We start from the raw sequence: 24,509 nt of genomic DNA, 5'->3' as shown, positions 1-24,509 counted from the left end.
CAGGGTGAGACAGTCAGGACTGATGCGGATAGCAGATGAGGTTAGGGTGGTTTCTTCAACACGTGGTTCACCGGGCGTTGGGCTAAACGATCCGCGGATCAACCAAGCGCTGAACACCCCAGCGCCTGCACGCTCTCTCTGTACCGATTGCGGGATTTCCCGTTCGTCAGACCCCAAGCGCTGTGGCCGGGCCTGCCAATTCATCAGCCCAAACTATCCAGCGATGGAAACCCAAGTCCATGGGCGGGCACGCGCTTCGGCGGCGGGTGATGAGCTGTTCTTTGGTCCGGTTAAGGCCATGTACCAAGCCAAATTGAAAAGTCCGCGCGAAGGGGCGCAATGGACCGGTATTACCACCCGCCTTGCCGAGCGCTTGCTAGAAACCGGCGCTGTAGATGCAGTGCTGACCATGAAGCCCGACCCAGAAGATCGCTGGCGGCCCGTGCCGACCTTGGTGACAGAGGCTTCTGAGCTGGCGCACTGCCGTGGCATGCGCATGGGCTATGCGCCCTTATTGGCGTTGTTAGAGCCCGCGAGAGACTTGGGTTACAAGCGCCTCGCGGTCATTGGCATTCCCTGCCAAGTCTATGCTTTACGGGCATTAGAAGCCGAATTTGGCTTTGAGCGGCTTTATGTGATTGGCACACCCTGCTCTGACAATACCACCACCGAAAGCTTCCATCAGTTTTTGGACCTTCTCTCCGATCAGCCAGAAACCATCAATTATCTCGAATTTCGGGCGGACTATCATGTCGAGCTGCGATTTGATGATGGCCACAAGCAAATCATCCCCTTCTTGCAATTGCCGATCTCAAAGCTACCGCCAGACTTTTTCCCGCTGACCTGCCGGACGTGTGTCGATTACACCAATGCGCTGGCCGACATTACAGTCGGCTATATGGGCGGGCAGGGGGAGCAATGGCTGTTGGTGCGCAACGAGCGCGGGGAAGAATTAGTGTCGCTTCTGGGCGATGAGGTCGCCTTGACCGCCCCAACTAGCCACGGCAAGCGCGCCAGTGCAGTGAAAGGCTTTAAAGCTAATGTCGAGCGCGCGGCCGGTGGCCTGCCCTTACGCGGCATGCCCAATTGGGTGCGACCCTTGGTGGGCTGGCTGATGCCAAGGATTGGCCCGCGCGGCTTGGAATTCGCCCGCACACGGGTTGAAATGAAGGCGATTGAAACCGTTCTGCATCTGCGCCGCGAAGAACCCCAGCGCATGAAAAACATGATCCCCGACCATGTGTGGCAATTGACCGCACCCTATGGCCTGACTTCTGACACCCAAGAGCGCAAGCCAATTGAGGAACCAGATGCTATGGTTCGACCGCTGGCCGAGGCGAATGCCTAAAGCCAACCCCTTCCTTTTGGAGCCCTTTTGATGCGTATCGCTTTCCCTTTCACAGCCATTGTCGGCCAAGACGACATGAAGCTGGCCATGCTGATCGCAGCAACAGATCCAGGCATTGGCGGGGTTATGGTGTTTGGCGATCGCGGCACGGGTAAGTCTACCGCCGTGCGGGGACTGGCCGCGCTTCTGCCGCCAATCAAAATGGTGAAAGCCTGCCAATATCATTGTGACCCGCGCGCCGATAAATCCAGTTGCGCCACCGGCTGTGTGCACCGTCTAGACGGGCAGACCCCAGATGTGGGCGAGATGGCAACCCCGGTTATCGATTTTCCTCTGGGCGCCACGGAAGACCGCGTGGTGGGGGCCCTCGATCTGGAGCGGGCTTTAACCCAAGGCGAAAAACATTTTGAACCCGGCCTGCTTGCCCGCGCCCATCGCGGCTTTCTCTATATTGATGAAGTCAATTTGCTGGATGACCATTTGGTTGACCTTTTGCTGGACGTTGCCGCTTCAGGCGAAAATGTGGTCGAGCGCGAGGGCCTCAGCGTCCGCCACCCAGCCCGCTTTGTATTGATCGGCAGCGGCAATCCCGAAGAAGGCGAGTTACGACCGCAATTGCTGGACCGTTTCGGCTTATCGGTTGATGTGAAAACGCCTGATGATCTGGCCTTGCGCGTGGAAGTCGTGCGGCGGCGCGACTCCTTTGATCGCGATAGCGCAGGCTTTGCCGCCCGTCAGGCAGGGGCCGAGGCCGCTGTGCGGGAAAAGATTGTATCGGCACGCGGCCGACTTAGCGAAATCGAAACACCCGATGCGGCGCTCGAATGGGCATCGCGCCTGTGCATGGCTGTGGGTGTTGATGGCCTGCGGGGCGAGCTGACCTTGATCCGCGCCGCTCGTGCGGTGGCAGCCCTTGAAGGCGACACCAAGGTAGAAGACCATCACTTACGCGGCATTGCCGTAATGGCCCTGCGCCACCGCTTGCGCCGCAATCCACTCGATGAAACTGGCTCGTCGACCCGGATTGAGCGCGCCATGACCGACCTGTTTGGATCATGACCCAAGAGGCGCAGACCGATCAGGTGCCCTGCGCCGCTTGGCCGGAACCTTTGTTGATTGCCACCTTGTTTGCGATGGACCCACACGGTTTGGGCGGCATTTCGATCAAAGGGCGCAGCAGCCCGTTTTTTGATGCCTGGCTCGATCTCTTGAAAGACCTATTGCCAGACGGGGCGCCGCTGCGCCGCTGCCCCGTGCAAACCGGGGATGACCGTCTACTTGGCGGCCTTGACCTCGCAACCAGCCTGGCACTTGGCCAACCCGTGGTCCAGCGGGGGCTTTTGAGTGAAGTCGATGGCGGCGTTTTGGTCTTGCCCATGGCAGAGCGTTTGAGCTCAGCCACCGCTGCCCGGATCGCTGCGGCCTTGGATGAAGGCCAGTTTCAGCTGGAGCGCGATGGTTTAACCTCGCTCTTGCCCGCCCGCTTTGGTCTGATCTTGCTGGATGAAAGCATAGGCCCTGAAGAATCCCCGCCCTTGGCCCTTCTGGAGCGGTGCAGCTTTCGCCTCGATGGCAATGGCTTGGGGCTGGCGGACTTGGCAGGTGCGGGGGCAAGCTTTGAGCAAATCCAACAGGCAAAATCGGCGCTACCGGGCATTGGCTTAGCGGAAGAGACGCTTGTTGATGCGATCTGCGAGGCAGCCCAAGCCTTTGGCCTCCACTCAGCCCGGCCTGCCCTATTGTGCTTGCGGATCGCGCGCATGGTGGCGGCTTTAGACGGAAGGCAAGCAGCCAATCTGGGCGATGTGACTTTGGCGGCGCAATTGGTCTTGGCACCCCAAGCCTTACAATTACCCCCACCGCCGGAGGATGCCCCGCCCGATGAGGCCGAGCCGCCAGAAAGCCAAGATGAAGCTGAACCCGCCGAAACCGAAACAGAGCCTCCACCACCACCGGAAACCCCGCCCGATACAGAGGCAGAGGCCAAGAACCAACCCAATCCCAGCGAAATTCTGGTCGATGCGGTTAAGTCTGCCCTGCCCGCTGAATTGATTGCAGCATTGGGAAATCAGGCCAAGCCCAATCGTCAAGGCCGCGCCAGTGGCAGTGGCGGCGGGGCGATGCAGAAATCGCCCCTGCGTGGTCGACCCATCCGTTCGCGGAGCGGAACCTTAAAGCCCGGCGAGCGCCTTAACATCATCGAAACTCTGCGCGCGGCAGCACCGTGGCAAAAGCTGCGCCGCCGCCCGCAAGCAGAAGGGGCCCCAGCTTCTAAGCGCATTGAAGTCCGCAAAAGCGACTTCCGCATTCGCTGCTTTGCCCAGCCGAAAGAGGCCACGACCATCTTAGTGGTGGATGCCTCCGGCTCCTCGGCCTTTCAGCGTTTGGCCGAGGCTAAAGGCGCGGTGGAGCTTTTGCTGGCGCAAGCCTATGTCGACCGTAGCCGCGTGGCCTTGGTGGCATTCCGCAATGAGGGGGCAGAAGTTTTCTTGCCGCCAACCCGCTCTCTGGCCCGGGCGCGACGGCAATTGGCCGATTTAGCAGGCGGGGGCGGCACGCCTTTGGCTGCCGGTATTGATACAGCCCTGATGTTGGCATTGGCCGAAAAGGCCAAAGGCCGCACGCCGCGCCTGCTATTCTTGACCGATGGGCGCGCGAATATTGGCCGCGAGGGCAAAGCCGGTCGCGCTGTTGCGATGGCTGATGCCCTGTTGGCAGCGCGAGCCGTTGGCTTGTCGGATATTGCGGCGGTACATATCGACACCTCGCCCTTCCCGCGCCCCGGTGCGCGTGACCTGGCCGAGGCCATGCGGGCGATTTATGCGCCCCTGCCCTATTTAAACGCGCAAGCCATTAGCGCCATTTGAGCCTTGAGCTAAACCTTTGATTTCAAGAGCAGTGGACGCGGGGCGGGGCCTTATGCCATAGGTCAAAGGCGTGCGCCTTTTTGGGGAGAGAGCCGAGCGATGGCTGTTGGATTTACCGCATTAGACTGGCTGATTTTGGGTGGCTATGTCGCCATTATCGCCATAGCCGGGATTTTGGCGACCAATAGCAAAATGGCCAAAGCCAATGATTATTTTCTGGCTGGCAATAATGTGCCGATCTGGCTGGTAGCCATTTCGGTGCTCTCGACCAGTCAATCGGCTGCGACTTTTTTGGGTGCGCCCGATTCCAGCTATCGCGGCGACTTTACCTATTTGGGCAGCAATATTGGCGCGGCCTTGGGGGCGATTATTGTCGCCATGGTTCTCATGCCGCGGTTTTACGCCATGCAGGCCACCACGGTTTATGAGCTTTTGGAGAAGCGCTATGATCGTACCGCCCGCCAAGCCGCAGCCGGCATGTATTTGGTAGGCCGGATTTTGGCCAGCGGCGCGCGCCTCTATCTGGCCGCCATTGCGGTCTCCATGATTATGTTTGGCGACATCGCGCCCAATCATATCATTCAGGCTTCGCTTCTTCTTCTGATATTCGGCTTGATCTTCACCTTCATCGGGGGCCTGAACGCCATCATCTGGAGCGATCTGGTCCAAGTTGCGATTTATGTGACCGCCGCCTTGACCGTGGTGGTTTTTCTTTTGATGAAGATCCCGGCTTCTGGGGCTGAAATCTGGCAGGGCCTTGCCCATACGCCTGAGGGCACCAATAAGCTGCAGCTGATCGACTTTAGTTTGGATTTCAGCGCGCCTTTCTCCTTCTGGGCGCTGATTACCGGGGTTGCGATCCTGAATGCGTGTAACTTCGGCCTCGATCAAGATACGTCCCAGCGCCTATTAGCCTGCAAGGATGCCAAGCAGGGCAATCAAGCCATGTTTGTGTCGGTCTTTGCCACCATACCCGTGGTGCTGATCTTTATGACCATCGGGTCCCTCCTCTATGTCTTTTACCAGCGCCCGGACCTGATGATCCAAGAGGGTAGCCAAGAGGTGATGACCAAATTTGAGGGGCAAGACATCACCGTCTTCATGACCTTTATCTTGACCCAAATGCCGCCGGGTTTGCGCGGCTTTGTGACGGTTGGGGTGATAGCCGCGGCGGCTGTCAATTCCGGCCTGATTTCCATGTCGTCGGTTTTGGTCCAGGACTTCTACCGGCCTTGGCGCGACAAGCGCGGGCCAAAGCCAGAGGCCCATTATGTGCGCGCCGGGCAATTGGGCATGGTGGTGCTAGGCGTGGCTTTGTTTGCCATGTCCATTCTGTGTTTCTACTGGCAGCAATACACCGACACACCGCTTCTGACCTTTGTGTTGTCGGTCATGACCTTTGCTTATTCCGGTCTGTCCGGCGTTTATATCACGGCGGTCTTTACCAAGCGCGGCTCTACCGCCAGCGTGATTGCCGCCTTGGCCGCAGGCTTCATCACCATCCTGCTACAACAAGCCTATATTGTTGATTATTTCGGTCTGCCGCCCGCGTGGAAGAGCCTCGCCTTCCCGTGGCAATTGTGCATTGGTACGACAGTCGCGTTTTTGGTGTGCCAATTGGGGCAGACAAAGAAGACTGTGCCTGCCCCGACTGCAGCGGCCTAAGACCAGAAGCCGACCGCGTCTTTGGTGTCTTTCAAGATTGGCTGGGCAATCGCATTGGCCCGATCTGCACCCGTGCGCAGGATCGCATCAATCTGGGCAGGGTCTGCCAGATAAGTGGCCATCGAGGTCATGGTAGGCCCAAGGGCCTCCACCGCCAGATCGGCCAAACGTGGCTTAAACACACCAAAGCCTGCACCGACAAATTCAGCCACGACTTGCTCTTTCGTTTGGCCCGACAAAGCCGCATAAATGCTGACCAGATTGTCCACTTCGGGCCGCGCTTTCAGCTCGTCGACATGGGCTGGCATGGGCAAAGTATCGGTCTTGGCTTTTTTGATCTTCTTGACCATGACATCGACTGAATCGGTCAGATTGATCCGCGAATTATCGGCGGGGTCCGACTTAGACATCTTTTTGGTGCCATCCTGCAAATTCATCACGCGCGCGGCGGGGCCGCCAATGATGGGCTCTGGCAGGGGGAAGAAGCCGTCGACTTTAAAGTCCGTATTGAAGCGGGCCGCAATGTCGCGCGACAATTCAAGATGCTGCTTCTGGTCATCGCCGACAGGTACATGGGTTGCCTTATAGGTCAGAATGTCGGCGGCCATCAGAACTGGATAGTCAAACAAGCCGACAGAGCTACGCTCGGCATTCTTGCCTGCTTTGTCCTTGAACTGGGTCATGCGCTCTAACCAGCCCATGCGCGCCACACAATTGAGGATCCAGGCGAGCTCGGCATGGGCGGATACATTGGACTGCACGAAAATGACTGAGCGCACGGGGTCTACGCCTGCGGCCAGATAAGCGGCAGCAACTTCGCGGGTTTGGGCGCGCAGCTTCACAGGGTCTTGCGGCACCGTGATGGCGTGCAAGTCCACCACGCAATAAATGCACTCGGTAGCTGGTTCATTCTGCAATTCGACAAAGCGCCGGATTGCGCCCAGATAATTGCCCAAGTGCAAATTCGCGGTTGGTTGAACCCCAGAAAAAACCCGCTTCTTTGATACGTTCGTCATGTCTGTCTTCTTACTCTAAAACTCATCTTGCGCCGAGGCGGCAGGTGCCCCAGCTGGCTTTTGTAGCGCGAGCTTGATGTCGGCCATGGTTACCGCCCGTACGAGGAAGGCGACTGCCGCATAAACGATCGCACCCAGCAAGCAAACCAATAAAGTCGCCACTTCCTTACCAAATACCAGTCTGGCCTCAAACCAGCCTTCAATCGGTACGCGGTTCAATGCGGCAAAACCCAACACCGCCGCCATGGCGCAGGTGGCAATCAGGATACGGAAGAACTTGCCAATCACCCAAGGCTCTGGCCGCCAATTCTTCTCTCGCAACAAGGTCGCTGCCAATAAAAGCGCGTTCACCCATCCCGCTACGCTTGCGGCGATTGCAAGCCCGACATAGCCTTGCAGACCTAAAGCCCGCAAACCAAAGAACAAAGATGCCCCTAGGCCAATGTTCACCAGAACGCTGATCAAGGCAAAATTCATCGGCCTTTTGGTATCGCCGCGCGCGAAGAAGGGCGGGGCTAGAATACGGATCAACACAAAGGCGGGCACACCCCAGCCATAATGGAACAAGGCATCTGCAGTGGCGCGGGCATCAGCCTCGGTAAACTGGCCACCAGCCCAAAAGCCCTGCATCAGGAAGAAGGGCACCACGACCAAGGCCGCAGCGGCGGGCAGGGTAAAGGCCATAGACAAGACAAAGGCTTCGTCCAAAGCTTTAGTATCGTCGCCCGTTTCCGGACTGGCCACTGCGCGTGCGAGGCGCGGCAGTAATGCCACCCCAATGGCTACGCCAATCAGGCCAAGGGGTAATTGAAACAAGCGGTCGGCCGCATAGAGCCAAGACTTTGCCCCGACCTCAAAGCTCGACAAGGACTGGCTAACCAGCACGTTCAAATGCGTGGCACTACCTGCGATCACCGACGGACCCATGACGGTCACAATGGCCTTCACCTCTGGCGTCAAACGCGGCACCCGAAAGCCGATCCGAACACCTAAGCGCCGACAGCCAATATAAAGTGCGGTGGCCTGCAACACCCCGGCAATGGTAATCGCCACCGCCGCATTCATGGCAGCTTGGGTCGGCTCTCGCACAAAAATGACTGCGGCAAGGATGGTCAGATTTAATAGGGTTGGCGCGGCAGCAGACAGGGCGAACTTACCGGCAGTGTTCAAGACACCTGAAAACAAGGAACTCATCGCCATGCCGACCAGATAGGGCATGGTGATCTGGGTAAGCAGAATGGCAAACTGAAACGCCTGCGGCTTGTCGGCATAGCCACCATGGATCACCAGCATGATCCACGGCATGGCCAGTTGCGCCAAGATCGTGACCATGGCCGCAACCAAAGTCAGCACCGAGAAAGCTTGGCTTGCCACTTCGGCGGCCTTATCCTTGCCAATCTCGGCCTGCGTTTTGGCGTAAAGCGGCACGAAGGCCTGACTGAAAGCCCCTTCGGCCAAGATACGCCGGAACAGGTTTGGGAAAGTTTGCGCTGTCGCGAATGCGTCGCCCACCCAACCGGCACCCAATAGATTGGAGATTGCCCGGTCTCGGGCATAGCCCAACAGGCGGCTCAACAACGTGAACCCAGCTTGGACAAGGGTATTGCGGGCAAGCGACATCGTCAGATTAGCTCCAGTTGGTGCACCACTAACCTGTGCGAATGAATTGCGGGAGGGTGGCTGCTGACATTGACCAAATTCAGGCAATTATCTTGCGCAAACAAGGTTTTTTCACCATGGTTGAGGCATGAATATGCCCGCACCAAGTTCGTCTGCCCCTTCACCCACCGATATGACGGCCCTGCGGGAGGCGATTGATGCCATTGACGGGCAATTGGCACGCTTGATTGCGCAACGCTCGGGCCTGGCGCGCGCCATTGCAGAAGCCAAAAAGGCGGCTGGCGATTCTGGGTTTGGGTGGCGTCCCGCGCGCGAGATCGACATTCTGCGCGGGCTGATAGCACGAGAGCCAAACCTTGATCCGGCCTTAGCAGCAGCCGTGTGGCGGGCGCTGATTTCCGCCAATCTCGCCGCCCAAGGTGGGCTGGATGTCGTGACCACTTTGGAAGCAGCCCCCTGGGCGAAACTGGCGTTTGGATCAGCCAGTGAGACGCGCATCTTATCAGCATCCGAAGCGTTGCTGGCCGCAAAACACGGGGCAAGAACCATCGCCTGCTTGCCTTGGCCGGGGGAGCGGGAAAGTTGGTGGGCTGATTTGTTAGATGATCGCTTGGCAGGTGTGCATGTATGTGCGGCAAGCCCACAAATTGTGACCCAAGGCGCACCGGCTTCCTTACTATTGGCCAACCGGGTGCCGGAAGCATCGGGCGGTGACATCAGTCTGCTCGCGGGCCCGAAAGCAGCGCTGGAAAAACATGCTGGCACATGTTTGAGCGAGCGGGGAGAACTAGCCTTAATCCAAGTCGCGGGTTTCATTGCGCCTGACGCGCCGTTAGAAAATGGCGTCCGCCTGATTGGCTGTTTTGCTTTAGCCTAAACGCTACAGATCATAGAAGACGTCGGTCAGATAAAGACCGTCGCTTGGTGCTACTGGGCCACACCGCTTACGGTCCCGGGCCTCCAACGCATCGCGAACATCTTCGGGGCTCCATTTCCCGCGCCCCACTTCCGATAATGTCCCCATCATGGAACGGACTTGGCGATGCAAGAAAGATCGCGCCTGCACGCGGGCCTGAATCTCTGGCCCGAAGACGCCTTCAACGCGGCGCAACTCAAATCGGCTTAAAGTCTTGATGGGGCTTTTGGCCTGACAATCGGCATCGCGGAACGTGGTAAAGTCATGCGTGCCCAGAAGATAATTGGCCGCTTCTTGCATTCGGTCGACATCATGATCCTGCGAGACGCGCCACACGCGGCCGAGTTCCAAGGTCAAAGGCGGGCGGCGGTCGACCATCCGGAACAAATAACCGCGGGCTTGGGCGGAAAATCGCGCATGGAAACTATCGGGCACGGCCTCAACCTCGCGCACCGAAACCGGACCCAAGTCGCGGAGCCACGCGTTCAACGCCTCTTGCAAGCGGAACGGGGCCCAATTCTTGGCAAGATCGACATGGATAACTTGGCCAGTGGCATGCACGCCCCGATCTGTGCGCCCGGCGGCATGGGTACGGCGCAATTCGCCTTCAATCGCCACAATGGCGCGCTCTACCGTATCTTGCACGCCTTTCCCGTCCGATTGGCTTTGCCAACCAGCGAAATTAGTGCCGTCATACTCAAGGGTCAGTTTCCAACGCTGCATCAGAAGCGTTTAGCGCAGCATTTAGCCGCTTGCGAACCCCCTTGCTGCGTTGACCTTTTGGCTTGGTCAGCCTAGCGCAGAGAAAAATCAAAATATGGAACTCATGCTCATGAAAACTCCCCGCGCCTTCTTCAAGCCCCTCGCCATTGGTGCGCCTGCGCCTTACCGTGACCTGCCGATCAAGGTGGAGCGGATGATCCATTTCGTGCCGCCACATCTGGAAAAAGTGCGCGCCAAAGTGCCAGAGATTGCCAAGGGCGTGGACGTTATTCTGGGCAATTTGGAAGATGCGATCCCGGCAGACGCGAAGGAAGCCGCACGTGCTGGCTTTATCGATATGGCGCGCGCGACAGATTTTGCCGCGATGGGCACGGGCCTGTGGACTCGCATCAATTGCTTAAATAGCCCCTGGATGCTGGACGATGTGATGGAAATCGTCGCCGCTGTTGGCAACAAACTGGATGTCATCATGGTGCCCAAGGTCGAAGGACCTTGGGATATTCACTATCTGGATCAATTGCTTGCCCAATTAGAAGCTAAAGCAGGCGTCACCCGCCCGATCCAATTGCACGCGATCTTGGAAACCGCTGAAGGCGTGGCCAATGTGGATGCAATTGCCTTAGCCAGCCCCCGCATGCAGGGCATCAGCCTTGGCCCTGCCGATTTAGCCGCCAGCCGCGCGATGAAGACAACCCGCGTGGGCGGGGGTCATCCGGGGTATCGCGTGGTGGAAGACCCCCATGCGGACGGCAGCGCCCGGGTCAGCGTTCAGCAGGATTTGTGGCACTATACCTTCGCAAAAATGGTCGATGCTTGCCAAACTGCCGGTATCAAACCCTTCTACGGCCCGTTTGGCGACATTAAGGACCTTGAGGCCTGCGAACAGCAATTCCGCAACGCCTTCATCATGGGCTGTGCGGGGGCATGGTCTCTCCACCCAGACCAAATTGCCATTGCGAAGAAAGTCTTCAGCCCCGATCCCGCCGAAGTCGCCTTTGCCAAGCGTATCCTAGAAGCCATGCCCGATGGCAGCGGCGTGGCCATGCTGGACGGCAAAATGCAGGATGACGCGACCTGGAAGCAAGCCAAAGTCATGGTCGATAGCGCCAAACTGGTCGCCGCCAAGGATCCAGATATGGCCGCAGCCTACGGCTTTTAGTTGGCCCTGCCTGTCGGGCGGGCAGCCAATGCTCGCCCCAAAGGCGGCTGCAGCTGTACCAATGGGCAACGCAGTCATGCCCTTGCCCTTAAGGAAACTTGCCGTCAAATGGCGGCATGCCCGATACCAATCCTGCGTCCGCCCGCGACTTAATCAAAGACTTAGGTGCCCTGTTAGGGGAGGTCATCAAGGACCAGCATGGCGACGCCCTGTTTGAGGCCATTGAAACCATTCGCGCAGAATCGGTGCGCGAATATCGCGGCCAAGCACCGCAAGGGGCCACCGTCAGCTTGCTGGATGGGCTAGAGCTGGATGAAACGCTTGTCTTCATCCACGGGTTTTGCGTTTTTTCGCAATTGGCCAATCTGGCTGATGACTATGTCAGCCGTACCCAAGCCGTGCGCCAAGACCCGTTGGCACTCTTAAACACGCGGCCAGACCTGACCGTGGCGCATGTGTCTGACGTGTTGTCCAAAATGGTCATAGCCCCCATCCTCACCGCCCATCCCACCGAAGTGCGCCGCAAAAGCGTGCTGGACCGCGAAGCTGCGATCTCTGACACATTGGATGCGCGGATTGATCTCGTCGATGGGCGCGATATGCGGGTGGAGCGGTTACGCCGCGAAATCCGGCTTTTGTGGCAAACCCGCGTGCTGCGGGGGGAACGCATTGAAGTGGCTGACGAAATCGCCAATGTCGCGAGCGTTTTGGGTCGTTCCTTCCTGAAAGAGATGCCCAACCTTATCCGTCGGCTGGAACGGCGTTTGGGCACGGAATTGCCGGGGATTTTGCGGGTTGGCTCTTGGGTTGGTGGCGATCGCGACGGCAATCCCTTCGTGAATGCCCAAACCCTGACCCATGCGGTGATGTCGCATGCGAGCCTGCTGTTGAGCTCTTTTCTTGAAGAATTGCACCAACTGGGCAGCGAATTGTCGATTTCGACTGAACTTACCTCCGTGTCACCCGATTTGGCGCGCTTGGCAGAAGCCGGGCACGATGCCTCCCCCCATCGCGCAGACGAGCCGTATCGGCAGGCGATTAGGGGCATTTATGCCCGTCTGGCCGCAACCTATCAGGCGATTACCAAAAGACCCCCTGCCCGACCGACCGATTTGGAGGCCTTAGCCTATCAAGGCCCCAGCGAATTGATTGCCGATCTTGAGATCGTCGGCGAGTCTTTGCGGGCCCATGCCGCAGGCGATGTCGCCGATGGACGTCTCGCGCGCTTGATCACCGGCGTGAAAGTCTTTGGGTTCCACTTCGCCCAGATGGAATTGCGCCAAAACTCAGACGTGCATGAACGCACGATTGGCGAATTACTGGCCGCTGCGGGTATTGAAGCCGATTATGCGAGCCTGTCCGAGGAAGCCCGCATTGAGCTGTTGCGCGCACAATGGCGTTCGCCCCGTAATCTAACCACACCTTATGCCAAATATGGCGCAGAAACGCTGAAAGAATTGGAAGTTTTTTGGCAAGCTGGGGCCATCCGCACCGCAGTGGGCGAGGAAGTCTTGCGGCGCGTCATCGTCTCCAAGACTGACAGTGTGTCTGATCTTTTGGAAGTGGCCCTCTTGCTGAAAGAAGGTGGGCTGTTTGCAGTATCGCCCGATCCCAGCCCGCAAATTGCCATCGCCCCCTTGTTTGAAACCATTGCAGACTTGCAGGCCAGCGAAGCCATCATGCGGACTTGGCTGACCTTGCCAGAAGTCGCCCGCGCGCGTGCTGCGACCAATCCGGTGCAAGAAGTGATGATTGGCTATTCCGACAGCAATAAGGATGGCGGTTATTTGACGGCCAATTGGGAAGTGCGCGGGGCTATTGGGCGGCTTGTCGCTTTGGGCAAGGAATTGGGCGTGACCATGCGCTTCTTCCACGGTCGCGGCGGCTCGATTGGTCGGGGCGGCGGATCTTCGCGCGATGCGATTGCCGCACTGCCTGCTGGCAGCATGGAATCGGGCTTGTCGGTGACCGAGCAAGGCGAGGTTATCTCCTCAAAGTATGGCCATCCAGATAGCGCGCGGGTGTCGTTGGAAACCTTGGTGGGGGCAAGCCTTGAGGCGGCACTACATCCAGTCGACCAAGCACAAGAAGAAGCCTTAAGCCGGATCATGCCGCGCTTAAGTGATTTGGCTTTTAAAGCCTATCGCAGCCTTGTTTATGATACACCTGATTTTGCACGCTATTTCCACCAATCGACCCCGTTAAAGGAGATTGTGGACCTCAAGATTGGCAGCCGTCCTGCGGCCCGCACCGCCTCAGGTCGCATTGAAGATTTGCGCGCCATTCCGTGGGTGTTCAGCTGGTCACAAGCCCGCGTCAACCTGCCGGGTTGGTATGGCTTTGGTAGTGCTATTACGGGGTATCAAGAAGCCGTGGGTGCATCGGCAGCGGGAGAGCTCAAGGCGCTCTATCAATCCAGCCCCTATTTCGCCAATCTTGTTTCCAACATCGAAATGGTCCTAGCCAAAGCCAATCTAGAGATTGCGCGCCGCTATAGTGAGTTGGTGGACGATCAAGAGATGGCAAAGGCCATTTTCGCCCGCATTGAAGCGGAATGGCATAAGACATTGGAAGCCTTGGAGCTTGTGACCGGGCGGGCGGAATTGGTGGGCAATAATCCGGCGCTTGCCCATTCGATCAGCCTACGCATGCCCTATCTCGATCCGTTGAATCTGTTGCAAGTGAAATTGATCCAGCGATTGCGCGCAGGCCAAGACGAAGCGCAGGCCGAAACCGTCAAAAAAGGCATTCAATTGACGATTAACGGCATTTCCGCCGGCCTGCGCAATACGGGCTGATTAGGGCTTTATCAGAGCTGCGAGCTCAGCCTTTGCGGCCTCATAGTCCGCTTTGAAGGCAGGATCCTTGCGCAATTCCGCCAAAAGCGCGGCGCTGAGGGCTTGGCCTGCGGCAACGTCGCTGGGGTAATGCACGCCGCACACGGCACGGCTGAGGCCATAGTCGCGACCCCGTGCTTTAAAGGCCTCTGCTTTTGAGGGGGCGAGTTCTGCCAAGAGTGTGCCGACCATCGCGCCCCACATGGCGTGGCCAGAGGGGTAAGAGTTCAAGCCATTTTCCGGTAAACGGACGCAAGGCACCACGGCTGGGTCGGCCAAGGGTGGGCGGGGGCGCTTGTAAAGCTCTTTAAAGGGAAGAACCGTTGCGCCAACGTCGCGCGAAGCACGGGCCATTAGGCGGGCAAGGCTTGGGGCGCTCTCTGCCGTCACCTGTGGGCCGAGCACCGTGCCAAAGGCGGAAAAGACTTCCAGCTTTTGATCGGCTTGGGCAAGCGCGACCCGCTCGGGCGTGCGCTTGGCTTGCAGATCGAGGGCAGCCGCACGGTCATCTTGGTCTGCTTTAGAGCCAGGAGCTGGAGCGGCAGGGAAATTGGCGACCGCAACCGCTGTGGGCAGATAACCCTTGATGTCGTCGGCGCGGGCGCAGCTGATGACCGCCGACGTCAGCATGAAGCCGGCAAGCGCCCAGCTTAAAGACGGGCGGGCAAAGGATGGGAAACGCATGAACATCAGAACTCCTTTGGGCGCGATCCGTGCACCCTGACTGGCCTAATCCTGCTCAATCCGGCCAACCCGAAACGCGCCAAGATCGGCATAGACCGCCCTATCTGCAAAGGCGAAGGCCGCATCATCGACCCGAACATCGGTTCTGCGCAAGTGGCGCGACAGTGTTAAGCCCTCCAAAGTGCGGCAGCGAGACAGCGCAACATAGGTCTGACCATGGGCAAAGGCCCCACGCCCAAAGTCGACATGGACAGCGTCAAAGGTCAGGCCTTGGGCTTTATGGACGGTCAAGGCCCAAGCGGGCCGCAGCGGCACTTGCCGGAACACACCCACCGCTTTGCGCTGTGGTACGCCCTCTGGATCGGGCTCGTACACATAACGCTCCCAGTCGGCGGGCTCAATCTCATGCACACGGCCACCAATGCGAACAAAGACAGAAGTTTTGCCAAGGTCCACCACCGTCGCCAACGTGCCATTGACCCAGCGTTTGTCGGGATCATTGCGCAACAGCATAACCCGCGCGCCAACCCGCAACACAAGATCGCTGTCGGTTGGGAAAATGCGCTCATCAAACTGGCCTTCTACCTTGGCCCCATAAGAAGCTTCCGGGCCTGAAAGGCGCGCCATCTCCAGGTCATTAATCCGGCGAGCCGCTTCATTGGTGGTGGTCAGCACGATGGCCCCATCGCCATCCTTGTCAGAAAAGGGCGGGGGTTCACCCACCACGCGGGAGTCCAAAAGCTCAGCATCCTCCATCGTCGGCCGTCCACGCCGCATCCGGTCCAACAAGCCGAGGAAAGCGGCATCGGATTGGCGAAACACCTGACAGAGCTCAATCGAAGTCCACGAAAGTGCCTTAACCGACGGCGCATCGAAGAAATAAGGCCCGCCAAACCATTGCTCCAGGATGGGCTCATCCTCACGGCTCACAACAGGTGGCAATTGTGCGCTATCGCCGACGCATAAGAGGCGCACGCCGCCAAAGGGTCTGGGCACACCCCGATGGAGCCGCATGGACCGGTCAATTGCATCCATTAGGTCCGAGCGCACCATGGAGATCTCGTCAATCACCAGAAGGTCGAGCGCCTTCAACATCCGCCCTTCGCGGACGCGACGCACATCTTGCGGCTGGATCATCGCTGGTGGAAGCTTGAACAAGGAATGGATGGTTTGGCCCCCAGCATTCAGTGCCGCAATGCCAGAAGGGGCAACAATCGCGGCTTTAAGGTCTGTCTCATCCATAAAGGCTTTGAGGAAGGTGGTTTTGCCGGTCCCGGCGCGGCCCGTTAGAAAGACGCCGCCTTCGGCCTTTTCAATCCGCTCTGCCACTTCGCGATAAGGACCATCATCAAGCGAGTGGGCGACGGCTTTTGCCGGGCTTTCAATCCGCCCGTGCCCACCTTGCAGTCGCGCCATGGCCATAGCCCCATCGGCATCATCGACTTTGGCAACGATGGTCCCATTGCGGATCAGCACAGCCGAAAAGCCGCTTCCGGTATCTACCAGACGCGCAATTCCGCCCCGCAATGCCATTTCCCGCACTGTTTTCACGTGTGACCTTTTCAACCTCTTCCTTCGGTGGGTGCGCCTGCTGCGTCAAGCAGACACTGCGCCAATATGTATCGATTAGAAATTCTAACTTGTAACTCGCACGCCGAAGTCGCACCTCCTGTGTTATACGCACGGACACAAGTGAGGACGAAACATGACCCAAGACGCAGCTAGCCCCGCGACACGCGCACAAGGCCGGATTTTCTCGAACATTACAGAGACAATCGGCGCAACGCCTTTGGTACGCCTAGACAAGATCGCTGCCAAGTATGGCGTAAAGGCTGAACTTCTGGGCAAGCTGGAATTCTTCAACCCCATCGCCTCGGTGAAGGACCGCATTGGCGTGTCGATGATCGAGGAATTGGAAAGCCGCGGCTTGATAAAGGAGGGCTCTGTCTTGGTAGAGCCGACCTCGGGCAATACGGGCATTGCCTTGGCCTTTGTGGCGGCCCAACGCGGCTATCGCCTGATCTTGGTCATGCCTGAGACAATGTCGCTGGAGCGGCGCAAAATGTTGGCCTTCCTTGGTGCCGAACTGGTCCTCACACCGGGTGCTGAAGGGATGAAGGGCGCAGTGGCGCGCGCCAAGCAATTGGTTGAAGAAACGCCAAACTCCCTGATTCCAGGCCAATTTGTGAACCCCGCCAATCCAGCCGTCCACCGCCGCACCACGGCAGAGGAAATCTGGATCGATACCGAGGGCAAAGTCGATGCCTTTGTCGCGGGCGTGGGCACCGGCGGCACCATTACCGGCGTCGGTCAAATCCTGAAGCAACGCCATCCCGGCATTCAAATCGTGGCGGTAGAACCTGCTGGCAGCCCTGTCTTATCGGGTGGCGCGCCCGGACCACACAAAATTCAGGGCATTGGCGCGGGCTTTGTTCCCGAAGTCTTGGACCGCTCTGTGATTGATGAAGTTATCACCGTCACCAATGAAGAGGCTTTTGACTTTAGCCGTGACCTCGCCCGGACCGAAGGTGTGCCTGGCGGGATTTCGACAGGGGCAAATTTGGCTGCTGCAATCAAGCTGGGCCAGCGCCCCGAATATGCCGGGAAGCGCATTGTCTTCATCGTGCCGAGCTTTGCCGAGCGCTATATTTCGTCGGCCCTTTTTGACGGGATTGGCTAAACCAACTGGCGGTCCGCGACGTGGATTTGAAGTCGCGGGCCGCCACTGTCACACTCATGAGATTGACAAGCGGGCATCAAACAGCCAGATGTGGCCATGTTTCCATGCAAATCTCCACAAGAAGCGATTGATAGGCTTCAAGACATCCACGCAGCTTCCGTTCAGGCCCTGCACGATGCCCTCGCCCGGTTTGTTCAAACCCGGGTCCCTCCCACACCAGAAGAGCGGGCGCGCTTTCGTTATCCCGAAGTCCGCGTAACTTACGCCCCGGACGGTCCACCGCCCGTGTCACAACGCGCTTATGCGAAGTTTAATGCGCCGGGCGTCTATACAACCACGGTGACCCATCCGGCTTTATTCACCGAGTATCTGCTTGAAAATCTCGAGCCCTTGGTTGGCGAATATGGGGCGACGGTTGAAGTCGGCCTATCCGATGCCGAGATGCCCTATTCCTATGTGATTGATGGCGTAACCGACCTTGGCGTCGGTGATGTGCCGCCACAGGAATTGGCGCGCTGGTTCCCGACCCCGCAATTGACTGCCGTCGGCGACGAAATTGTCGATGGCGAGTTTGAAATCGTTCAAGGCCAGCCCAGACCGCTTGCCCTCTATGACGGTCTGCGGGTCGATTACTCGCTGAAACGCCTGACCCATTATTCCGGCACGGAATGGCGTTCTTTCCAGCCCTGGATCTTGTTCACCAATTATGCGCGCTATGTCGACGAATTTGTGCGCTGGGCAATTGACCAAATCCGCCAAGGCGGGCGCTATGATTCCTTGATTTGTTCGGGCGGGGTAACGATTGACGCCTCTAATCTGGACGATGATCCAGAAGGACGCGTTGCGGCCAGCCCATGGCGCAAATATCAAATGCCGGCCTATCACCTCACGACCAAAGACGGCCAAGGCATTACCCTCGTCAATATTGGCGTGGGCCCTTCGAACGCCAAAAATATCACCGACCATTTGGCCGTTCTACGCCCACATTGCTGGTTGATGGTGGGCCATTGCGGTGGCCTGCGGCAGAGCCAACGCATTGGCGACTATGTTTTGGCGCACGCCTATTTGCGCAAGGACGAAGTGCTTGACCGCATCTTGCCGGCTGACGTTCCCATTCCACCAATTGCCGAAGTGCAAATGTCGATTCAACAGGCCGCCATGGAAGTAACTGGCGAAAGCGGCGAAGCCCTGAAGCGTCGTCTGCGGACCGGTACGGTGGTGAGCTTCTCGGACCGGAACTGGGAGCTTTATTGGGGCCGGGAACGGCGCTTGATCAATATCTCGCGCTCGATCGGCGTCGATATGGAAAGCTGCATGATTGCCGCCCAAGGTTTCCGCCACCGCGTACCTTATGGCACCTTGCTGTGTGTCTCCGACAAGCCCTTGCATGGGGAGATCAAGCTCCCCGGCACGGCTAACATCTTCTATGAGCGCGCCATTGGCGAGCATTTGAAGATTGGTATCGCGGCGATTGAAAAGATGCGCCTCGATGGGGTGGTGCTGCACTCGCGCAAGCTGCGCAGCTTTGACGAGCCGCCCTTCCGCTGATCCTTTCGATACTCAAAACGAAAAAGGGGCCCCATGCGGGGCCCCTTTTGGTGTGTGCGCCGGATACCGCTTATTCCGCAGCTGCTTGGCTGGCGCGGCGTTCGACTTCCTCTTTCAAGGCAATCGCCTTTTCTTCGCTGGTAACTGTAGGCACCTTGGAGAAGAAGCGCTTCACCTTTTGGTCGAGGTCATCGATCAAGGTGTAGACTGCCGGAACGAAGATCAGGCTCAAGACCGTCGACAGGGTCAAACCACCGATCACCGCAATCGCCATCCCGTGCCGGAACGCACCGGCACCAGCTGTGGTCAGAGCAGCAGGCACCATACCCGCGATCATGGCAATCGTGGTCATGACGATGGGGCGTGACCGTTTGCGCGCCGCATCGATCAAGGCCTCATGACGCGGCACGCCACGATGCTGGGCTTCAATCACAAAGTCGACGAGCAGGATTGAGTTTTTGATCACGATCCCGATCAGCATCAAGAGGCCAATCATCACCGGCAGGGACAGCGGCTCTTTGACGAGGCCAAGCGCGATGAAGGCACCAGCTGGGGCCAATAGGATGACCGACAGAATGGTGATCGGGTGTAGGAAGTCTTTAAACAACAGCACCAGCACGCAGTAGATCAGCAAGATGCCAAGGCCGATGGCACCTGCAAACTGGCCGAACATGTCGCCCAATTCTTCAGCGTCGCCGTCTGGCTTCACTTTCACACCGGGGCCTGGATTCTTGTAAAAGTCTTCCTTCTGCAACTCTTGCAAGGCAGGGCCAAGCTGCTTGCCTGGGGCTAGACCAGACGAAATCGTCACCACGCGCTGGCGGTCTTCCCGCGTAATGCGAGCTTCACCACCACCGAACTGGATGTCGGCCACGGCACTTAAAGGTACAGTGTCACCGCTGGCTGTATTGACGCGCAAGGCCCCAATGGCTTCGATATCGGCCCGGTTTTCCCGCGCCAAACGCACCAGAATTGGAATCTGACGCTCCCCTGCATTGAACTTGGCAAGGTTGAGCTCAATATCGCCCGTTGTCGCCAAGCGCGATGCCGTTGCAATTTCAGCAATCGACACCCCAAGGCGTGCCGCCTCTTCCCGCTTCGGCACGATATGCAGCTCGGGTCGGGTTAAGTCGGCTGAGGAACGTAAATCAACGGCCCAAGGCTTTTTCCGCATTTCATTCATGACCCGCTGGGTCGCAGCCGCCAATGCGTCTGGGTCATCAGAGGTCAAATTGATCGACAAACCGCCAGAGCCCCAGCCACCGCCAAAGCGGGCGCGGATACCGGGCACCATGCCAACGGTTTTTCGAAGTTCGCTCTCGTATGCCTGCTGGGAAATGTCACGCTCTTTGCGATCAACAAGCGAGATGAAGTAAGTCGCGCCGGTCAAGTCGCCGTTGACGCTCTGCACAACCGATTTGGTTTCAGGCCGATCCATCACGAGACCGGCAACTTCGCGCGCCCGGGCGTCGGCTTCGTCAGGCGAGAGACCTGGCGGCAAGTCGATGCGCATTTGCACGAAGCCTTGGTCAATCGTTGGCGTGAAGGTCTTGGGTGCCAAGCTGAGCATGGCAATCGACACCGCCATGACAGCAAGGCCGACGCCAACCGTCTTCCACCGGTTCCGCAAAGCCATTTCGAGGAAGTCGATATAGCGTTTACCTGCTTCACCCTCGTGCTCTGGCGGTGACCGTGTGAGAATAAAGGCCGCCAACAAGGGGGTGATGAGACGTGCGACCAAAAGCGAGAACAACACCGCTACGGCCACGGTCAAACCGAAGCTCTTGAAAAATTGTCCAACGATACCGGTCATGAACGATACAGGCGCAAATACGGCTACAATCGTGGCCGTGGTTGCCACCACCGCCAAACCAATTTCGTCGGCGGCTTCCAAGGCGGCCGAATAAGGGGACTTGCCCATCCGGATGTGGCGAATGATGTTTTCGATTTCCACAATCGCGTCATCAACCAAGATGCCGGCCACCAATGCAAGCGCCAAGAGCGTCACATCATTGAGGGTAAAGCCCAACAAGCTCATCACCCAGAAGGTTGGAATGGTCGACAAAGGAATGGCGATGGCCGCTAAGAATGTCGCTCGCCCGTCTTTGATGACGAAAGTTACGATCCCTAGAATAACTGTGCCAATGGCGAGAAGCGCTGTTTTTGAAATAACGACGCCCGTGGTAGTTTTCAGCACCCACGCAAGACCAACCAGACCAAAACCAATGATAGCGGCCGCGGCGATAACGGGTCGCCATCCACCCAAAAAGACCGCAACCACCAAGGTCGCCAACAAGGCACCTTCAAACAATGTCTCCATCGACATGTCGAAGCTTTCCTGAACATAGTCGGTTGGAGTGAAGACAGGCTCGATAATGAGGTTTGGATAGGCCTTGCGCAATTCCTCAATCTTCAGCTTGACGGCATCATAGGCCTTCAAGGAACTCGCGGTCTTGGAACGCAAAACTTGGAACATCACAACAGGTTGGTCGTTGAAGCGGCCAATGCCGCGTAATTCGCTCGATCCGTCGCGGACATCGGCAATATCAGAAAGCCGGACAACGCGGCCGCCACTTAAGACGATGGGCGTTTTGCGTAATTCTTCAACTGTCTTGGCAGAACCCAAGGCGCGAATGGTTTGCTCACCCGCGCCAGACTCTGATTTGCCTGCTGGCAGGTCGATGTTCTGACTGCGCAACGCGCGGCTGACTTGTGCTGCAGTCGCACCAAAAGCGGTCAGGCGCGCGGGGTCCAAATCTACGGTGATCTCGCGGTTTGCGCCGCCCCAACGTTCCACCCGGCCAACGCCTTTAACCGCCAACAATTGGCGGTTAAATTCCCGGTCGATCAGCCAAGAGATATCTTCGGCCGGCATGTCAGGACCACGCACCGAGTAAATTGCCAAGGGCTCTTGGTCGTTAAAATCAATCCGAGCGACTTGCGGCTCAGTAATCCCATCTGGAAGGTCTGAACGGATTTGCGAAACTGCGGCCCGCGCATCGTCCACCGCTTTTGAGATATCCGTGCCGATTTGCAGTTCAACAAACGTGTTTGAGCTACCCGTGACCAAGGTGGTCGTCATTTTTTTGACGCCCTCAATCGAGGCCAAAGCCCCTTCGACCTTTGTGGCAATCTGATTTTCAAGTTCGCTTGGTGCGGCGCCTTGAAGACCGACTGAAACCGTAAAGGCCGGGAATTCAATGTCTGGGTTGGAGTTGATCGGCAGCTTAAAGAAGGCCCCAATGCCCATGATGGTGAGCATGAAGAATAAGAGGATCGGGGCGATTGGGTTTTTGATGGCCCAAGAGGAAATATTGCGCATGACGACTTACCTCACTTCTTGGGGGGAGTTGCGGGTTGAGCCGGCGCCTTGGCGGCGGCCTTAATCGGGTTGATCTTCTCGCCTTCTGCCAAGAAGGCAGAGCCAGCGGTAACGACCATGGAGCCTGCCGGTGGGCCACTAATCAATTCAACCGAAGCCCCTTCGCGCGCACCCAGTGCAACCTTGACTTTGGTGACCGTGTTGTCGTTTCGCAGGACAAAGACCGAAGCCCCGTCACGTCCATAAACCAATGCAGTGGCAGGAACGGCTGTTACCGAGCGTGGCTGGGAGGAGGCATTGCCCGTCAAAAACACGCCGGACTTCACCGCTGGGTTCGGTGCCAAGGTGAAGCGGGCCAGACCGGTGCGGCGTTGCGGATCAATTTGGGCTGGCAGGCGGCGCAAAGACCCGGTCACCACCGAGCCGTCAGGTGCGTTAAACTCTGCCGCCATACCGAGGCTGAGACGGCTGATTTCAGACTCAGGAACTTCAGCGGCTACTTCCAAAGCGTCATTGGCGACAATGACAAACATCGGCTGGCCGGTTGAACCGGCGATTTCGCCAACATTGACCGAGCGGGAGATAACTTGACCGGCGACCGGGGCAGTAATCAAGCCGTTGTTTTGACGCGAATTCGATTGGGCTTGCTGGGCAATGGCCACTTCCAAATCTGCACGCGCCGCACCGACACGGGCTGCTGCTTGGGCAACGGCTTGGCGACGGCTATCGAGCAACGCATTGATATCGCCCTTTTGGGTACGCAACCGGGCTTCAGCGGCGCGGGCTGCGGCCCGGCGCGCTTCCAATTGCTCAACCGAAAGCGCCCCTTCGCCCTTAATCGAGAGCGCACGTTGATATTCAGCCTCTGCTTGCTCGAAAGCAATTTGAGCTGCAGCGGTGTCGAGCGCGGTTTCGCGCGGGCCTGTTTCTGCGCGGGTCAAGTTTTGGCGCGCGGCCGTCAGACCAACTTCTGCTTCGGCCAAGGATGTGCGGGCGCGGCGCACTTGAGCGGCTAACAATTCGCTATCAGCATTGACTTGGCGGGCGTCGAGGCGGGCCAAGGCTTGGCCAGCAACAACACGGTCACCCGCATCGGCCATGATCTGAATAACGCGCGCGCCGGAAGAAGTTGGAAAGACGCGGGCTTCTTGCACGGCCTGAACTTGGCCTGCGACCACCAGACGGCCAATGAAGTTTTTAACTTCGACAGGCGCGACAGACACGGCCTGCGGCATGCGGCCGCCTTCCTTTTTCTTGGCCTCAGACGTCTTCTTCGCATCCTCGCCTTTTTTTGCGTCACCTGTGTTGCCGCACGCAGCCAAGCCCAAGGATGTGGCAAGGATTAGCGCCAAGGATACAGCTTGGATTTTACGCGTCATTAGAAGCTCCAATCGGCTTTTTTACCGAGTTTTTGGTAGGGGAGGGAATTTGAATTGGGGTAGAAGCCGGATTGAGGTAGCGCAGAACCAAATTCTTCAGCGCTTGGGCGGCTTCTTCCGCCGTGAAGTCGTTCATAAAGGTCATACGCAGGCCCAAGCCATCTGCCGCCGCCATCAGAACCGCCGAAGCTTCGGCCGGGTCCAATGTGGGTTCGACATGGCCCAATTCTTGTCCCGCGCGCAGCAAAGCTGTGATTTCGGTACGGATTTTGGTTTCAGCTTCGCGCGCCACCGCGGCGAACTTAGGATTACGCACCGCTTCGGCCATCAGTTCTGCGGCAAAGGCCGCCCGATTAGGCTCGGCATAAGCCTCCGCAAATTTCTCGCACAGCTCTGAAAGTGCCAACAAAAAATTGTCAGAAGCCCGCACTTCGGCAAAAGCCAAAGTTGCCGTGCGGCGCTCATCATCTGCCATGGCGGCAATAATCGCCTCTTTGGAAGGGAAATAGCGATAGAGACCACCTGGGCTAATATTCGCTTCGGTACAAATCTGATCCATGGAGGTCGCATGAAACCCGCGCCGCTCAAAGCAAGCTTGAGCTGCATCCAAGATCTCTCGACGTCTGATCTCAGCTTTCAACGGGTTGACGGTGCGCGACATAAGTCCTATTCCGATAGCGAACGTTCGTTCGCATTATGCGGCCTTGCTCCCGAGGTCAAGCGGTGGAACGAAAAAACATCATTT

The 24,509-nt window shown here is 57.8% G+C and carries 17 protein-coding genes; 9 read left to right on the top strand and 8 right to left on the bottom strand.

The window, feature by feature from the left end:
* Positions 1–46: 46 nt before the first annotated feature.
* The 4 genes from IOB61_RS15880 to IOB61_RS15865 all read left to right on the top strand — a co-directional run bounded on the left by IOB61_RS15880 (position 47) and on the right by IOB61_RS15865 (position 5,880).
* Positions 47–1,348 (top strand): Coenzyme F420 hydrogenase/dehydrogenase, beta subunit C-terminal domain, encoded by a 1,302-nt coding sequence (locus IOB61_RS15880; RefSeq protein WP_290818817.1) that lies wholly within the window; start codon positions 47–49, stop codon positions 1,346–1,348.
* A 30-nt stretch (positions 1,349–1,378) separates the two neighbouring features.
* Complete coding sequence (gene bchI, locus IOB61_RS15875) at positions 1,379–2,407, top strand: magnesium chelatase ATPase subunit I (RefSeq protein WP_290818815.1); 1,029 nt, start codon at positions 1,379–1,381, stop codon at positions 2,405–2,407.
* Positions 2,404–4,215, top strand: coding sequence for a magnesium chelatase subunit D (locus IOB61_RS15870; protein WP_290818813.1), 1,812 nt, complete (start codon positions 2,404–2,406; stop codon positions 4,213–4,215). The genes bchI and IOB61_RS15870 overlap by 4 nt, the downstream gene beginning before the upstream one ends.
* A gap of 99 nt (positions 4,216–4,314) precedes the next feature.
* A complete protein-coding gene (locus IOB61_RS15865; RefSeq protein WP_290818811.1) occupies positions 4,315–5,880 on the top strand; it encodes a sodium:solute symporter in 1,566 nt (521 codons plus the stop codon).
* Here the strand turns inward: IOB61_RS15865 and trpS are convergent.
* Both trpS and murJ read right to left on the bottom strand, forming a co-directional pair.
* Positions 5,877–6,896, bottom strand: a complete 1,020-nt coding sequence (gene trpS / locus IOB61_RS15860; protein WP_290818809.1) for a tryptophan--tRNA ligase — start codon at positions 6,894–6,896, stop codon at positions 5,877–5,879. The genes IOB61_RS15865 and trpS overlap by 4 nt on opposite strands.
* Before the next feature lie 15 nt (positions 6,897–6,911).
* A complete protein-coding gene (murJ, locus tag IOB61_RS15855; protein WP_290818807.1) occupies positions 6,912–8,516 on the bottom strand; it encodes a murein biosynthesis integral membrane protein MurJ in 1,605 nt (534 codons plus the stop codon).
* Between the two features lie 127 nt (positions 8,517–8,643).
* Between murJ and IOB61_RS15850 the strand changes: the two genes are divergently transcribed.
* Positions 8,644–9,393 (top strand): chorismate mutase, encoded by a 750-nt coding sequence (locus IOB61_RS15850; protein WP_290818805.1) that lies wholly within the window; start codon positions 8,644–8,646, stop codon positions 9,391–9,393.
* A gap of 3 nt (positions 9,394–9,396) precedes the next feature.
* On the opposite strand, the gene truA is transcribed toward IOB61_RS15850, so the two are convergent.
* Positions 9,397–10,155 carry a tRNA pseudouridine(38-40) synthase TruA gene (truA, locus tag IOB61_RS15845; protein ID WP_290818803.1) on the bottom strand — a complete coding sequence of 253 codons (759 nt, stop codon included), beginning with the start codon at positions 10,153–10,155 and terminating at the stop codon, positions 9,397–9,399.
* A 94-nt stretch (positions 10,156–10,249) separates the two neighbouring features.
* Here truA and IOB61_RS15840 point away from each other — a divergent pair, with 94 nt between their 5' ends.
* Positions 10,250–11,314: a CoA ester lyase gene (locus IOB61_RS15840; protein ID WP_290818801.1), complete on the top strand. Its 1,065-nt coding sequence runs from the start codon at positions 10,250–10,252 to the stop codon at positions 11,312–11,314.
* 116 nt (positions 11,315–11,430) lie between these two features.
* Positions 11,431–14,112 carry a phosphoenolpyruvate carboxylase gene (gene ppc, locus IOB61_RS15835; RefSeq protein WP_290818799.1) on the top strand — a complete coding sequence of 894 codons (2,682 nt, stop codon included), beginning with the start codon at positions 11,431–11,433 and terminating at the stop codon, positions 14,110–14,112.
* On the opposite strand, the gene IOB61_RS15830 is transcribed toward ppc, so the two are convergent.
* Both IOB61_RS15830 and IOB61_RS15825 read right to left on the bottom strand, forming a co-directional pair.
* Positions 14,113–14,841 (bottom strand): phosphatase PAP2 family protein, encoded by a 729-nt coding sequence (locus tag IOB61_RS15830; RefSeq protein WP_290818797.1) that lies wholly within the window; start codon positions 14,839–14,841, stop codon positions 14,113–14,115.
* 39 nt (positions 14,842–14,880) lie between these two features.
* Positions 14,881–16,386: an ATP-dependent RecD-like DNA helicase gene (locus IOB61_RS15825; RefSeq protein WP_290818795.1), complete on the bottom strand. Its 1,506-nt coding sequence runs from the start codon at positions 16,384–16,386 to the stop codon at positions 14,881–14,883.
* Between the two features lie 154 nt (positions 16,387–16,540).
* Between IOB61_RS15825 and cysK the strand changes: the two genes are divergently transcribed.
* Together cysK and IOB61_RS15815 are read left to right on the top strand one after the other, a co-directional pair.
* On the top strand, positions 16,541–17,515 hold the full coding sequence (gene cysK / locus IOB61_RS15820) for a cysteine synthase A (RefSeq protein WP_290818793.1): 975 nt from the start codon (positions 16,541–16,543) through the stop codon (positions 17,513–17,515).
* Positions 17,516–17,611: 96 nt separating this feature from the next.
* Positions 17,612–19,063 (top strand): AMP nucleosidase, encoded by a 1,452-nt coding sequence (locus IOB61_RS15815; protein ID WP_290818792.1) that lies wholly within the window; start codon positions 17,612–17,614, stop codon positions 19,061–19,063.
* A 70-nt stretch (positions 19,064–19,133) separates the two neighbouring features.
* Here the strand turns inward: IOB61_RS15815 and IOB61_RS15810 are convergent, their stop codons facing one another.
* The 3 genes from IOB61_RS15810 to IOB61_RS15800 are packed head-to-tail and all read right to left on the bottom strand — an operon-like array spanning position 19,134 to position 24,425.
* On the bottom strand, positions 19,134–22,385 hold the full coding sequence (locus IOB61_RS15810; RefSeq protein ID WP_290818790.1) for an efflux RND transporter permease subunit: 3,252 nt from the start codon (positions 22,383–22,385) through the stop codon (positions 19,134–19,136).
* A gap of 11 nt (positions 22,386–22,396) precedes the next feature.
* The gene (locus IOB61_RS15805; protein ID WP_290818788.1) at positions 22,397–23,764 is read right to left on the bottom strand and encodes an efflux RND transporter periplasmic adaptor subunit; all 1,368 of its coding nucleotides are present in this window, start codon (positions 23,762–23,764) and stop codon (positions 22,397–22,399) included.
* A complete protein-coding gene (locus tag IOB61_RS15800) occupies positions 23,754–24,425 on the bottom strand; it encodes a TetR/AcrR family transcriptional regulator (RefSeq protein WP_157893735.1) in 672 nt (223 codons plus the stop codon). Before IOB61_RS15800 ends, IOB61_RS15805 begins: the two co-directional genes overlap by 11 nt.
* Between the last annotated feature and the right edge of the window lie 84 nt (positions 24,426–24,509).

The organism is Aquidulcibacter sp., assembly GCF_020253525.1.
GTDB lineage: Bacteria > Pseudomonadota > Alphaproteobacteria > Caulobacterales > Aquidulcibacteraceae > Aquidulcibacter.
The sequence above is the reverse complement of the archived record's forward strand: the minus strand, read 5'-3'. Positions and strand labels throughout refer to the sequence as shown.